14 protein-coding genes are annotated in these 13,183 nt (G+C 71.3%); all 14 read left to right on the top strand.

Annotation, left to right across the window (positions count from 1 at the left end; all coding sequences use genetic code 11):
- The coding region (locus tag MNZ39_RS20575) for a sensor histidine kinase (RefSeq protein WP_242340973.1) at positions 1-729 on the top strand (729 nt) is incomplete at its 5' end.
- Between the two features lie 48 nt (positions 730-777).
- The gene (locus MNZ39_RS20570; RefSeq protein ID WP_242340972.1) at positions 778-2,148 is read left to right on the top strand and encodes a sigma-54 dependent transcriptional regulator; all 1,371 of its coding nucleotides are present in this window, start codon (positions 778-780) and stop codon (positions 2,146-2,148) included.
- A gap of 226 nt (positions 2,149-2,374) precedes the next feature.
- On the top strand, positions 2,375-2,632 hold the full coding sequence (locus MNZ39_RS20565; RefSeq protein ID WP_242340970.1) for a helix-turn-helix transcriptional regulator: 258 nt from the start codon (positions 2,375-2,377) through the stop codon (positions 2,630-2,632).
- A gap of 55 nt (positions 2,633-2,687) precedes the next feature.
- On the top strand, positions 2,688-3,743 hold the full coding sequence (pilM, locus tag MNZ39_RS20560; RefSeq protein ID WP_242340969.1) for a type IV pilus assembly protein PilM: 1,056 nt from the start codon (positions 2,688-2,690) through the stop codon (positions 3,741-3,743).
- A gap of 2 nt (positions 3,744-3,745) precedes the next feature.
- Positions 3,746-4,327, top strand: a complete 582-nt coding sequence (locus tag MNZ39_RS20555) for a PilN domain-containing protein (RefSeq protein ID WP_242340968.1) — start codon at positions 3,746-3,748, stop codon at positions 4,325-4,327.
- 7 nt (positions 4,328-4,334) lie between these two features.
- Positions 4,335-4,958 (top strand): type 4a pilus biogenesis protein PilO, encoded by a 624-nt coding sequence (locus MNZ39_RS20550; RefSeq protein WP_242340967.1) that lies wholly within the window; start codon positions 4,335-4,337, stop codon positions 4,956-4,958.
- Entirely contained in the window at positions 4,958-5,494 is a 537-nt protein-coding gene (locus MNZ39_RS20545; RefSeq protein ID WP_242340966.1) for a pilus assembly protein PilP, read from the top strand. Before MNZ39_RS20550 ends, MNZ39_RS20545 begins: the two co-directional genes overlap by 1 nt.
- A gap of 5 nt (positions 5,495-5,499) precedes the next feature.
- Complete coding sequence (gene pilQ, locus MNZ39_RS20540) at positions 5,500-8,193, top strand: type IV pilus secretin PilQ (protein ID WP_242340964.1); 2,694 nt, start codon at positions 5,500-5,502, stop codon at positions 8,191-8,193.
- Between the two features lie 8 nt (positions 8,194-8,201).
- Complete coding sequence (locus MNZ39_RS20535; RefSeq protein ID WP_242340963.1) at positions 8,202-8,816, top strand: hypothetical protein; 615 nt, start codon at positions 8,202-8,204, stop codon at positions 8,814-8,816.
- Between the two features lie 117 nt (positions 8,817-8,933).
- Entirely contained in the window at positions 8,934-9,296 is a 363-nt protein-coding gene (locus MNZ39_RS20530) for a hypothetical protein (RefSeq protein WP_242340961.1), read from the top strand.
- Between the two features lie 99 nt (positions 9,297-9,395).
- Positions 9,396-9,968 carry an elongation factor P gene (gene efp, locus MNZ39_RS20525; RefSeq protein WP_242340959.1) on the top strand — a complete coding sequence of 191 codons (573 nt, stop codon included), beginning with the start codon at positions 9,396-9,398 and terminating at the stop codon, positions 9,966-9,968.
- 36 nt (positions 9,969-10,004) lie between these two features.
- Positions 10,005-10,559, top strand: coding sequence for an acetyl-CoA carboxylase biotin carboxyl carrier protein (gene accB / locus MNZ39_RS20520; RefSeq protein WP_242340957.1), 555 nt, complete (start codon positions 10,005-10,007; stop codon positions 10,557-10,559).
- 21 nt (positions 10,560-10,580) lie between these two features.
- A complete protein-coding gene (gene accC / locus MNZ39_RS20515) occupies positions 10,581-11,960 on the top strand; it encodes an acetyl-CoA carboxylase biotin carboxylase subunit (protein WP_242340956.1) in 1,380 nt (459 codons plus the stop codon).
- 207 nt (positions 11,961-12,167) lie between these two features.
- Positions 12,168-13,183 (top strand): lipopolysaccharide assembly protein LapB (locus tag MNZ39_RS20510; protein WP_242340955.1); only part of this gene is annotated, 1,016 nt, incomplete at its 3' end.

Below are 13,183 nucleotides of genomic sequence, written 5' to 3'. Positions count from 1 at the left end.
GTCGACGCGCGGGAGTCGCTCGTGCGCGCCGAGCGGCTCGCGACGGCCGGCCAGCTCGCCTCCGGCATCGCCCACGAGGTCGGCAACCCCCTCGGCGCGATCTCCGGGTACGCGGAGCTCGCGCGCGCACGGCTCCGGGACGGCCGTCCCGCGGCGCTCGCGCAGGCGGCGGAGTTCGCCGAGCGGATCGCCTCGGAGACGGCGCGGATCGACCGGATCGTCCGGGACCTCCTGGACCTCGCGCGGCCGAGCGCGCCGGAGGTGCGGCCCGTGAACGTGCGCGGCCCGCTCGACGCCGCGCTCCGGCTCGCGCGGGCGCAGGCGCGCTTCCGCGCCGTGGACGTGACCGAGGCGATCCCGGAGGACCTCCCCGCCGTGCTCGCGGACGAGCAGCGGCTCGCGCAGGTGCTCCTGAACCTGCTCCTCAACGCCGGCGACGCGACGGGGGGCGCGGGCGCGGTGCTTGTGAGCGCGCGCGAGGACGGCCCGGCCGTCGAGCTCGCCGTCGAGGACGGCGGCCCCGGGTTCGCCGCGGCGGATCTGGCGCGCGTCTTCGAGCCCTTCTTCACGACGAAGCCGGCGGGGGAGGGGACCGGGCTCGGCCTCGCCATCTGCCGCGGCATCGTCGAGGCGCTCAGGGGCGAGATCCGCGCCGGGAACGCGCCGGGCGGCGGCGCGCGCGTGGTCCTCCGCCTGCGGCGCGCGCCGCGGGACGGCGCCGCCGGCTGACGGGGCGCGGCGCGGGGCGGAGCGGAGGCGCGTGCTAGAGTGCCCGCCGTGACGTTCCGCAGCATCCTCGTCGTCGACGACGAGCCCTCCATGCGCCACCTCCTCTCCGTGATCCTGACGGATCACGGCCGGGAGGCGCGCGCCGTCGCCACCGCCGCCGACGCGCTGCGCGAGCTCGAGCTCCGCGAGTACGACCTCGTCCTCACCGACGTGCGGATGCCCGGCATGGACGGGCTGGCGCTGCTCCGCGAGATCCAGCGACGCGAGCCGGAGCTGACCGTCATCGTCATGTCCGCGTACGGCTCGCACGACGCGGCGCTCGAGGCGATGAAGGCCGGCGCGTACGACTTCCTCTCGAAGCCCTTCAAGCCGGACGAGGTGCTGCTCGTCCTCGGGAAGGCGGAGGAGCGCGAGCGGCTCGCGCGCGAGAACCGCCGGCTGCGGACGGAGCTCGCGGCGGAGTACCGCCCGGAGGCGATCGTCGGCGCGTCCGAGGCGATGCAGGGCGTGCTGCGCCAGGTCGCGAAGGTGGCGCCGCAGAAGACGACGGTGCTGCTCGAGGGCGAGTCCGGCACGGGCAAGGAGCTCGTGGCGCGGGCGCTGCACGAGCGCTCGCCGCGCGCGGCCTTGCCGTTCGTCGCCGTGAACTGCGGGGCCATCCCCGGCGAGCTCCTCGAGTCGGAGCTGTTCGGGCACGTGCGTGGCGCGTTCACCGACGCGACCCGCAACAAGAAGGGGCTCGCGGCAGAGGCCGACGGCGGCACGCTCTTCCTCGACGAGATCGGCGAGCTGCCGCTGCACCTCCAGGTGAAGCTCCTCCGCTTCCTGCAGGAGGAGGAGGTCCGCCCGGTCGGCGACACGCGGGCGCGCAAGGTGGACGTCCGGGTTGTCGCGGCGACCGCGCGCGACCTCGCTCGCGCCGTCGCGGAGGGCCGCTTCCGCGAGGATCTCTACTGGCGCCTCAACGTCGTCGGCGTCCGGCTGCCGCCGCTCCGGGAGCGCCCCGAGGACGTCCCGGCCCTCGCGGCGCACTTCCTCGCGCGCTACGCGCCGCTCCGGCCGGAGCTCGTGGGGATGACCTTCTCCCCGGAGGCCGAGGCGGCGCTGCGGTCCCACCGCTGGCCCGGCAACGTCCGCGAGCTCGAGCACGTGGTCGAGCGCGCGGTGGTGCTCGCCGAGGGCGCGATCATCGGCGAGGAGGACCTGCCGGACGCGGTCCGCGGGCCGCCCGGCTCGACGCGGCCGGCCGCGCTCCCGGACGACTCCCTCTCCGTGAAGCGGGCCATCCGCGCCGTGGAGGAGCAGCTCATCCGCGCCGCGCTCGAGCGGACCGGCGGGAACCGGACCCGCGCGGCCGAGCTGCTCGAGCTCTCGTACCGGGCGCTGCTTTACAAGATCAAGGACTACGGGCTCGGGTAGCCTCGCTCGCGCTGGCTCGCGGGCGGGGTCGAGCTCGAGGTCCCCCGCGCGCTGGGCGCGGCCCTCCATTCCCTCCACCCGTCAAGCTCTCTCCACCGACCCAGAGTGAAAACTATCAATTAGATATCACTCGATCTCGACGACGCATCCTTTCCCCACACCTGCCGACTCGCGCACAGGTCGCTTTCTTGATCCCTTCATCGGCCTTGGCTTAGCGTGCGCTCGCATGCCTGCCCGACCGTCCAGACAGCGGAACGACGCGCACCGGCGCGCCGTGAACAACGTCCGGCGGCTGCGCGAGGAGCAGCTCCTCACGAAGGCGGAGCTCGCGCGCAAGGCCGGGGTGTCGCCGCTGACGGTCGCCCGCATCGAGAGCGGCCTCGACTGCCGCATGGACACGCAGCGCAAGATCATCTTCGCCCTGGGCCTCACGCCCTCCGATCGCTTCAAGGTCTTCGCACGCGGCCGCGGAGGGCGCGCGTGACCTACCGTCAACTGGACGCCGGGCGCCGCCCGGCCGTCGCCTGAAGGGAACCGCCATGGCGAAGAGGAAGCTCGCCGTCGGCCTCGACATCGGCTCGTCCGGCGTCAAGCTCGTCCAGCTCAAGGAGAAGAAGGGCGGGTACGCGCTGCAGGCGTTCGGGACCGCGCCGCTGCCGCCCGAGGCGATCGTGGACGGCGCGCTCATGAACTCGGGCGCGATCGTCTCGGCGATCCAGGAGCTCGTCGCGCAGCACAAGGTGAAGACGAAGGAGGTCGCCATCGGCATCGGTGGCCACTCCGTGATCATCAAGAAGATCTCGATGCCGCGGATGACGCAGGAGGAGCTCGACGAGTCCATCCAGTGGGAGGCGGAGCAGTACATCCCCTTCGACGTGAAGGACGTGAACATCGACACCCAGATCCTCTCGCCCGAGGCGAACGCCGCCGGGCAGATGGACGTCCTGCTGGTCGCCGCGAAGAAGGACATGATCAACGACTACACGTCGGTCTGCGCGGAGGCCGGGCTCACGGCCACCGTCGTCGACGTGGACGCGTTCGCGGTGCAGAACGCGTTCGAGGCGAACTACGACCTCGACGGCCAGACGGTGGTCCTCATCAACGTCGGCGCGGCCGTCTCCAACATCAACATCCTCTCCGGCGGCGCGACGACCTTCACCCGCGACATCACCATGGGCGGGAACGCCTTCACCGAGGAGATCCAGAAGCAGCTCAACATCTCCTACGACGAGGCCGAGGCCCTCAAGGTCGGCGGGCAGGGTGAGACCGACGCCGTGGTCCCGCAGGAGGTCGAGCGGGTGATCCAGGCCGTCGCCGAGCAGATGGGCGGTGAGATCCAGCGCTCGCTCGACTTCTTCGCCTCCACCTCGGGTGACGCGCGCATCGGGCGGGTCTTCGTCTCGGGCGGCACCGCCCGGATCCCGGCGCTCCAGAAGGTGCTCGAGGCGCGGGCCGGCGTGCACGTCGAGCTCCTGAACCCGTTCAAGAACGTGGACGTCGACAACCGGAAGTTCGACGCGGGCGTGCTCCTCGCCGCGGCGCCGTCGGCGGCGGTCGGGGTCGGGCTCGCCCTGCGCAGCGCGGGGGACAAGTAGCCATGGTCCGCATCAACCTCCTCCCCGCCCGCGTCTCGAAGAAGAAGGAGGCGGGCAAGCAGCAGCTCCTCCTGTTCGCGCTCGTGCTCGTGCTGGGCGTCGTCCTCAACTATCTCTGGGCGGCCTCGCGCGCGAGCGAGCTCGCCGCGAAGAAGGCCGCCATCGCCCGCACGCGCGGCGAGATCGCGCAGCTCGACCGCATCATCGGCGAGGTGAAGGACATAAAGGCGCAGCAGGCGGAGCTCCGGGAGAAGCTGGACGTCCTCGCCCAGCTCAAGACCGCCCGCACCGGCCCGGTGAAGATGCTCGACGAGCTCGCCACGCTCACGCCGAAGCGGCTCTGGCTGTGGAGGCTGGAGGAGAAGGGCGGGGCGGTGACGCTGGAGGGCACGGCCGCGACGATCGACGACGTCTCGGAGCTCATGGCGGCGCTCAAGGGCTCGACGCAGTTCCGCGAGATCGAGCTCAAGAAGACGGCGTCGAAGGTGGAGAACGGGTTCCGGGTCGTGGACTTCATGATGACCGCCAACGTCGCGTACGCCGTCCGTCCGGCGCCGGCCGCCGGCGCGCGTCAGGGGGGCTAGAGGCGCCATGGACCAGCTCATCGAGCGAATCGCGAAGGAGCCCGTCCGCACCAAGGTAGCGGTGGTCGGCCTCGTCGTCTCCCTGCTCACCGTCCTCAACTACTTCGTGCTCTCCATGACCTTCGGTCCGTCCATCTCGGAGCTGAACGAGCGGATCGTGCGCGCCGGGCGCGAGCAGGCGCAGCTCGACCGTGAGTTCACCGAGAAGACCGCCATCGCGAACAACCTGAACCAGTTCCGCCGCGAGAAGGAGCTCCTCGAGCAGCAGCTCCGCGAGGCGCTCGCGGAGCTCCCCGAGGAGAAGAAGGTCGACGAGCTCCTGCTCCTGTTCCAGGACCGCGCGCGGAAGTCGGGGCTGGAGATCGGCACGATCGAGCCGCAGGCGCCCGTCCGCGATCGCTTCTACGCCCGCCTGCCCATCCCCATGACGGTCACCGGCAACTTCCACGAGATCGCGACGTTCTTCGACGCGCTCGGGCGGATGCGCCGGATCGTGAACGTGAACGACATCTCGCTCGACGCCCCGAAGGACGTGAACGGCAAGGTCGTCCTGAGCGCCAGGTTCCTCGCGACGGCGTTCATGTTCGTCGAGACGCAAGCGCCTGGCGCCGGCGCCGGAGGAGCGAAGTGATGAGCCCGCGTCTCGCGCTCCTCGTGCTGCTCGGCCTGGCGGTGGCCTGCGGGAGCTCCCCGAAGCCGGCCCAGCGGCCGCCGCCCGCGCCGGGCGCCACCGCTGCCGCGGCTCCCCAGCCGGCGGCGCCCGCCGCCGCTACCTCCAAGGCGCCGGTGAAGGCGCCCGAGTGGTCGTACTCGTCGGTCGGCAAGCGCGATCCGTTCCGCAGCTACCTCACGGAGCTCTCCAAGCAGGGCGGTGAGCTCGCCACCCGCTGCGCCACCCCCCTCGGCAAGTTCGAGATCGAGCAGCTGAAGCTCGTCGCCGTCGTGACCGGGCTCGAGAACCCCGTGGCCATGGTGCAGGCGCCGAACGGCGTCGGCTACACGCTCCGCCGCGGCGTGTGCATCGGGAAGAACGGGGGCACCGTCGCCGCCGTCCGCTCGGGCGAGGTGGTCGTCACCGAGTGGGCGATCCGCGCCGATGGGACCCGTGACCGGACCCAGACCGTCATCCGCCTCCCGCGCGAGGCGGCGATGAACCTCGAGGAGTAGCACCCATGAACGTCCACCACCTGCGCCTCGCCGTGGTTCTCTCGGGCGCCCTCGCGGTTCCAGCGCTCGCCGCGGAGCCGAACGCGATCCACGCGCTCGACGTCGCGGAGCGCGACGGCGCGATCGAGGTCGCGATCCAGGGGACGCGCCCGCCGTCCTACACGGTCTTCAAGCTCCAGGATCCACCGCGGCTGGTGGTGGACCTCGCCGGCGCCGACGTCTCGAAGCTCGCCTCGCCCGTCGCCGTGAACAAGGGCGGCGTCGCGGAGATCACGACCGCGCAGTACCAGGACGACCGGAACGCGGTCGGGCGCGTCATCGTCGCGCTCGACGCCGCCCGTCCGTACGAGGTCACGCCCCGCGGCGACGCGGTGGTGGTGCGGGTGCTCGCGGAGGGCGCGAAGCCTGCCACCGCGGCCACTGCCGCTGCGATCCCGATCCCGGCGTCGACCTCGACTGCGGCCGCGGCAACGGCCGCGACGACGACCCGGACTGCGGCCCAGAGCCCGACCCCTTCATCCGACGATCACGTCGTCTCCCGCCGCGTGGACGAGGGCGGCGCGGGCTCGGCCCGCACGCTCCGCGCCGTGCGCCCGGGCAAGGACGGCCTCGTGCTCGCCACCGACGGCGAGCTGGGCCGGATCGAGATCCTCGAGCTGCGCGACCCCGCGCGCCTCGTGCTGGACCTGCACGGCGTGACGCGCGCGCCGAAGGGCGCCGTGAAGCTCTCGGGCGCGTTCACGCAGGTCCGCTTCGGGAAGGACGACGGCAAGATCCGGGCGGTGCTCGACGCCGCCGGAGGGCTCCCGCAGTACGAGGTGAAGCGCGTCGCTGGCGGCGTCGCGATCGTCGCGGGGGCCGAGGCCCACGCCGCGAAGGCGGCGCCGGCCCCGACTCAGGCGCAGGTGGCCGCGGCGACCGCGACCCCGACCCCGACCCCGACCTCGCCCGCCACTGCGAAGAAGGCCCCGGCCACCCGCGCCCGAATCTCCGACGTCCGCTTCGGCCAGCAGGGCAAGGCCGCCCGCATCGAGATCGGCGGGAAGGCGCGCTACACGCTCTCCCGCCCCGACCCGCGCACCATCGTGCTGTCGCTCGAGGACGCGGAGATCCCGAAGAAGCTCGAGCGCTCGCTCGACACGAGCGCGTTCCAGGGGCCGGTCCTCATGGTCTCCTCCTTCAACCAGCCGTCCACCGGCCAGGTGAAGGTCGTCGCCACGCTGCGCGGCGCGGCGAAGGACGAGATCGTGGAGACGAAGGGCGGCCTCGCCTGGACGTTCGCCTCCACGGACAAGGAGTCGTCCGCGGCAGGGCCCGCGCCGGTCCCGGAGGTGCGCGCCAGCGAGGCGCAGGCGGCGGGCTTCGCGGCCGAGGCCCCCGCTTACGCGCTCTCCGGAGCGCCGCAGTCGCGCGGCTACACCGGCCGCCGCATCACCCTCGACTTCCACGACATCGACATCCGCAACCTGCTGCGCCTCATCGCCGACGTCTCCAAGAAGAACATCGTCGTCGCCGACGACGTGACCGGGAAGGTGACGGTCGCCCTCCGCAACGTGCCCTGGGACCAGGCGCTCGACCTCGTCCTCAAGTCGAAGGGGCTCGGCAAGGAGGAGCTCGGCAACGTCATCCGCATCGCGAGGTTCGAGGACATCGCGAAGGAGCAGCTCGCGCGCGTCGAGGCCGAGAAGGCCCGCATCCCGCTCATGCCGCTCAAGGTCCGGATCATCCCGATCAACTTCGCGCGCGCCGGCGACGTCTCCGGCCGCGTGAAGGACGTGCTCACCGAGCGCGGCTCGGTCTCCACCGACGAGCGCACCAACGTCCTCATCGTGAAGGACGTCCCGGAGGCGCTCGTGCGCGCCGAGGGGCTCGTGCGGAACCTCGACACCGAGATCCCGCAGGTGCTCATCGAGAGCCGCATCGTCGAGGCTTCGTCCAACTTCAACAAGGCGCTCGGCGTGCAGTGGGGCGGCAACGCCTCCTTCACGCAGGTGACCGGCAACCCGACGGGGCTCTCGTTCCCGAACAACGTCGCCGCCGCGGGTGGCGCCGGCCCGGGCAACAGCTTCGGGACCGCGGCGAACCCGAACTACGCGGTGTCGCTCCCCGCGCCGGTGGGCGACGGCCAGGGCGGCGCGCTCGGCTTCGTGTTCGGCTCCGCGGGCGGCGCCTTCAACCTGAACCTGCGGCTCTCCGCCCTCGAGAACAACGGCGTCGTGAAGACCATCTCCGCGCCGAAGATCGCCACCATCGACAACAAGGAGGCGACGATCGGGCAGGGCATCTCGATCCCGTTCTCGCAGGTGTCGGCCTCGGGCGTGAACACCACCTTCATCGAGGCGAAGCTCGAGCTGAAGGTGACCCCGCACGTCTCCGCGGACGGCTCGATCCTCCTCAAGATCAAGGCGACCAACAACCAGCCGAACCCCCAGCTCACCGGCGCGAACGGGCAGCCGTCGATCTCGAAGCGCGAGGCGGAGACGGAGGTGCTCGTGAAGGACGGCGAGACCACCGTCATCGGCGGCATCTACACCCGCCAGACCGCGAACCGCACGAGCGAGGTCCCCTTCCTCGGGAAGCTCCCGCTGCTCGGTTACTTCTTCCGCAACACGAGCGAGCAGGACGATCACACCGAGCTCCTCATCTTCATCACCCCCCGCATCCTGAACCGGTCGACCGCGGTCGCCGCGGGGAACTAGGAGCTGCCATGAAGACGAGACTCGCGGCCCTCGCCCTCGCGTCGCTCGCGCTCGCCTGCGCCGACAACGCCGCGTCGATCCAGCCGTTCGCCATCTGCGCCCCGCCCGACGCCTCCGGCGCCGACTGCGTCTTCGAGTCGACCTGCACGATGGTGCACATGGGGCCGCTGCGCATCGACCCGAGCCTCACGGCGACGCTCTCCGTGTACATGCAGGTCAACAACCAGCTGCCGGACAACACGGACCTGTCCGCTGGCCGGCTCAACACGAACGACGCCTACGTGACGGAGTACGAGGTCGAGTACGACGGCGCCGCGAGCGGGACCTCGGCGGGACACACCCAGGCGATGATCCCGGCGGACGGCAGCACCGTCGTCGGGCTCTTGCTCCAGCCGCCGCTCGTGGCCGGTCAGCTCGTCGCGAAGCTGAAGCTCAAGGGGCGGTTCGCGGACCAGTCGACCTTCGAGACCGCCGCGTACGAGACCCCGATCATCGTGGGGCCCGTCGGCCCGCCGCAGTGCCCGACGGGCGAGACGGTGGTCGGCACCTGCGGCGGCACCGTGGGGCAGGTGCCGCTCGGCGTCGCGTGCGCGGCGCCGACCACCACCACCACCACGCCTTGACGCGCCGCGTTCCGGCCGAACGCTTGACGTTGAGCGCGCGGGCGGGCTAAGTACGAGCCCGCTCCGCGTGTCCGTGCTCGTAATGACGGAGGTTTTTGGCCGGCGGAGCCTTCGCACATGAGCTTCCGCGCCCATCTCGAGCAGGTCTGCCGGAGCGTCGACGGAGCCGTCGCGTGCTCGCTCATGGGCATGGACGGCATCGAGGTCGACACGCACCTCACCGGTCTGGGCGACGTCGCTGACGTGCGGTCGCTGCTCGTCGAGTACTCGGGCGTCCTCCGCAGCGCGCGGGAGGCGGCCGAGGCGCACGAGGCGGGCGGCGTCGCGGAGGTGGCGATCTCGACGGACCGGCTCGTCGCCGTGGCCCGCCAGGTCTCCCCGGAGTACTTCATGGTCGTGGCGCTCACGCCCGGCGGGAACCTCGGGAAGGCGCGCTACCTGCTCCGCGTGACCGCGCCGAAGCTCGAGGAAGAGCTCTAGCGGACGGGCGGCCGACCGTCGGAACAGGCAGCCCCCGCTGCCGGAGCGCAGCGGGGCGGATCATCTTTCACATCGGACTTTCGAAGGAGCGACACAGCAATGGCCGACACGCTCGACACCTCGGCGTTCCGCCGCGGCCTCAAGATCGAGATCGATCGCGAGCCCTGGGAGATCATCGAGTTCCAGCACGTGAAGCCGGGGAAGGGCTCGGCGTTCGTGCGGACGCGCATCAAGAACCTCATCACCGGGCGGACGATCGAGAAGACGTTCAAGTCCGGTGACGTGGTGGGCAAGCCCGACATCGAGGAGAAGGAGATGCAGTACCTCTATCGGGAGGGCGACCACTTCAACTTCATGGACAACAAGACCTACGACCAGACGTTCCTCACCGAGGAGCAGATGGGCGAGGCGAAGAACTTCATCAAGGACAACACCACCACGCACATCCTGTTCTTCAACGGGAAGGCGATCGGCGTCACGCTGCCGAACGCGATGGACCTCAAGGTGGTGAAGTGCGATCCGGGCATCCGCGGCGACACGGTGTCCGGCGCCACGAAGCCCGCGACCCTCGAGACCGGCTACGTCGTGAACGTGCCGCTCTTCATCAACGAGGGCGAGCTCCTCCGCATCGACACCCGCACCGGCGAGTACCTGACCCGCGTCGCCGGCTAGCCGCCCCACCGTCCCGAACCGAAGGAGATCCACTCGATGGCGACCCGCCCGCTGAAGCAGCAGCCCTCGCAGGAGCCCGCGCGCACCCCGGAGAACGGCGCGGGGCAGGGCTTCTCCATGGAGGACGTGAAGAAGCTCGTGCAGCTCGTCGAGAAGAGCGACGTCACGCACATCGCCTGGCAGCGGGGGCCGGAGAAGGTCGTCATCCGCCGCGGCGCGCTCGCCGCGTCCGCGCCGGTCGCGCTCCACGCCGCGCCGGCCGTCCACGCCGCGCCCGTGGCGGCGCCCGTGCCGGCGCCTGCCGCCGCCCCCGCGCCTGCGGCCAAGGCGGAGGTGAAGAGCGACAAGCCCGGCACGATCGTGAGCTCGCCGTTCGTCGGCACGTTCTACCGCGCGCCGTCGCCGGACTCGCCGCCGTTCGTCGACGTGGGGCAGAAGGTCAAGAAGGGCCAGACGCTCTGCATCGTCGAGGCGATGAAGCTCATGAACGAGATCGAGGCCGAGATCGACGGCACCGTCGCCGAGATCCTCGTCCAGAACGCCACGCCGGTGGAGTTCGGCGAGCAGCTCTTCCGTATCGTCCCGGGGTAGTCCCCCGCGGGAGCACACCGAATGTTCAAGAAGGTCCTCGTCGCGAACCGGGGCGAGATCGCCCTCCGGGTGATCCGCGCCTGCCGCGAGCTCGGCGTCGCCACCGTCGCGGTCCACTCGACCGCCGACGCCGAGTCGCTCCACGTCCGCTTCGCCGACGAGGCCATCTGCATCGGGCCGCCGCAGTCCCGGGACAGCTACCTCAACGTCCGGGCGCTCCTGTCGGCCGCCGACGTCACCGGCGCCGACGCCATTCACCCCGGGTACGGCTTCCTCTCCGAGAACGCCGAGTTCGCGGAGATGGTCACCGGGATGAACCTCAAGTTCATCGGCCCGCGGCCGGAGATGATCCGGCTGATGGGCAACAAGGTGGCGGCGCGCGAGGCGGCCGAGCAGGCCGGGCTCCCGCTCCTGCCCGGCGCGCGCGGGAAGCTCAAGGACTCCGAGGAGGCCGAGCGGATCGCCGAGGAGGTCGGCTACCCGGTCATCCTCAAGGCGGCCGCCGGCGGCGGCGGGCGCGGCATGAAGATCTGCCGCGACCGCGGCCAGATCCGCCAGCTCTTCGACACCGCGAGCAACGAGGCGCTGGCCGCGTTCGGCGACGGCTCGATGTACCTCGAGCGCTACGTCGAGGAGCCGCGCCACATCGAGCTCCAGATCGTCGCCGACGAGCACGGCCACGTGATCCACCTCGGCGAGCGCGAGTGCTCGGTCCAGCGGCGGCACCAGAAGATGATCGAGGAGGCGCCGTCGCCCGCCGTCACGCCCGCGCTCCGCCGCGAGATGGGCGAGGTGGCGCTCTCGGCCATGCGGCGCATCGGCTACAACAACGTGGGGACCATCGAGTTCCTCATGGACGAGAAGGGCCGCTACTACTTCATGGAGATGAACACGCGCATCCAGGTCGAGCACCCGGTGACGGAGCAGGTCTACGGGCTCGACCTCCTGCGCGAGCAGATCCGCCTCGCCGCGGGCGAGCCGCTCGAGCGCACCCAGGAGTCGGTCGTGCCGCACGCCCACGCGATCGAGTTCCGCGTGAACGCCGAGGACCCGGTCACCTTCGCGCCCTCGCCCGGCAAGATCACGGGCTATCACCAGCCCGGCGGCTACGGCGTGCGCGTCGACACCATGGCGTACGAGCAGTACAAGGTGCAGCCCTACTACGACTCGCTCGTCGCCAAGCTCGTCATCACCGGCGCGACGCGCGAGATCGCCCTGCAGCGGGCGGCGCGGGCGCTGCACGAGTACGTGATCGAGGGGATCAAGACGAACATCCCCTTTCACAAGCGCGTCCTCGCGCACGCCGGCTTCGCGGGCGGTCAGTACGACACCCGCATCGTCGATCAGATCCTGAACCCGCCCGCGCCCGTCGAGGCGCCGAAGACCTCGGCGGCGGGGTAGGCTCACGGCTCCGGAGCGCGCCCGCGCAGGGCGCCTCCGCGGCCGCTCCAACACCCGAATTCCTATGTAGGTTCGCGGGGGTGGCTCCTTGACCGCCCCCGGACCTTCCATTACGCTCGACGCCGCCCCTGGGCCCTTCCGCTGGCGCCGGTGCGCCCGTGCGCACATGCCCGGGGCCCCCCCAGCGCAGCGAGATCCCTCGGCCCGATGGCTGTCGACAAGAACAAGATCATCGCCGAGGCGACGAAGCTCGTTCAGAAGGGGGCGTACGACAAGGCGATCAAGAGCTACGAGAAGATCCTCGCGGAGGACGCGAAGGACGTCCGCATCCTCCTCAAGGTCGGCGAGCTCCACCAGAAGAAGGGCGACGACAAGGCCGCCGCCGCCGCGTTCCAGAAGGTCGCCGAGACCTACGCCGAGCAGGGCTTCTTCCTCAAGTCGGTCGCCGTCTACAAGCAGATCGTGAAGCTCGACCCGGACGACGTCCGGGCCAACGAGCGGCTCGCCGCGCTCTACCAGCAGCTCGGGCTCATGAGCGACGCGATGGGCCAGCTCCAGACCGTCGCGGCCGCCCACGAGAAGGCGGGCGACCTCGCCCGGCTCACCGACGTCCTCCGCCGCATGGTGGAGCTCGACCCGGACAACATCGCCTCGTCGATCAAGCTCGGCGAGATGCAGGCGCGCGCGGGCCAGCCGGCGGCGGCCCTGGAGTGCTTCCGCCGCGCCGCCGCCTACCTGAAGCGGAACGGCCGCGCCGACGAGTACCTCAAGGTCGCCGAGCGGATCGCGGTGCTCACGCCGGACGATCACGCGCTCATCCGCGAGCTCGCGCACGTCTACCTCGGCAAGGGCGACACGAAGCGCGCCCTCGCCAAGCTCCAGCTCTGCTTCAAGGTGGACGCGAAGGACGTCGAGACGCTGCAGCTCCTCGCCCAGGCGTTTCGCGATCTCGGTCAGACCTCGAAGACGATCTCGGTCTACAAGGAGCTCGCGCGCGTCCACGAGGAGCGCGGCCATGCGGGAGAGGCCCGCGCCGCCTGGCGCAAGGTCCAGGAGCTCGCCCCGGGCGATCCGGACGCGGCTGCGGCGCTCGGCGCCGGCGCGCCGTCGCGAGCGGCCCCGGCGCGCCCGGCGGCGCAGGGTCACCCGGCGGCGACGCCGCTCGCCTTCGGCCCGACGTTCACGCCTCCGCCCGTGCCGGGCCGCGCGCCGCCGCCCGCCCC

This window comes from Anaeromyxobacter sp. SG66, from assembly GCF_022690805.1.
GTDB classification, from domain to species: Bacteria; Myxococcota; Myxococcia; order Myxococcales; family Anaeromyxobacteraceae; genus Anaeromyxobacter; species Anaeromyxobacter soli.
This window is presented reverse-complemented; position numbering and strand designations above follow the sequence as displayed.

Excerpts from the sequence above, each read along its gene's own strand:
- MNZ39_RS20565 (WP_242340970.1), top strand. The coding sequence starts at position 2,375 with ATGCCTGCCCGACCGTCCAGACAGCGGAACGACGCGCACCGGCGCGCC.
- pilM (WP_242340969.1), top strand. The coding sequence starts at position 2,688 with ATGGCGAAGAGGAAGCTCGCCGTCGGCCTCGACATCGGCTCGTCCGGC.
- MNZ39_RS20555 (WP_242340968.1), top strand. The coding sequence starts at position 3,746 with ATGGTCCGCATCAACCTCCTCCCCGCCCGCGTCTCGAAGAAGAAGGAG.
- MNZ39_RS20550 (WP_242340967.1), top strand. The coding sequence starts at position 4,335 with ATGGACCAGCTCATCGAGCGAATCGCGAAGGAGCCCGTCCGCACCAAG.
- MNZ39_RS20545 (WP_242340966.1), top strand. The coding sequence starts at position 4,958 with ATGAGCCCGCGTCTCGCGCTCCTCGTGCTGCTCGGCCTGGCGGTGGCC.
- pilQ (WP_242340964.1), top strand. The coding sequence starts at position 5,500 with ATGAACGTCCACCACCTGCGCCTCGCCGTGGTTCTCTCGGGCGCCCTC.
- MNZ39_RS20535 (WP_242340963.1), top strand. The coding sequence starts at position 8,202 with ATGAAGACGAGACTCGCGGCCCTCGCCCTCGCGTCGCTCGCGCTCGCC.
- MNZ39_RS20530 (WP_242340961.1), top strand. The coding sequence starts at position 8,934 with ATGAGCTTCCGCGCCCATCTCGAGCAGGTCTGCCGGAGCGTCGACGGA.
- efp (WP_242340959.1), top strand. The coding sequence starts at position 9,396 with ATGGCCGACACGCTCGACACCTCGGCGTTCCGCCGCGGCCTCAAGATC.
- accB (WP_242340957.1), top strand. The coding sequence starts at position 10,005 with ATGGCGACCCGCCCGCTGAAGCAGCAGCCCTCGCAGGAGCCCGCGCGC.
- accC (WP_242340956.1), top strand. The coding sequence starts at position 10,581 with ATGTTCAAGAAGGTCCTCGTCGCGAACCGGGGCGAGATCGCCCTCCGG.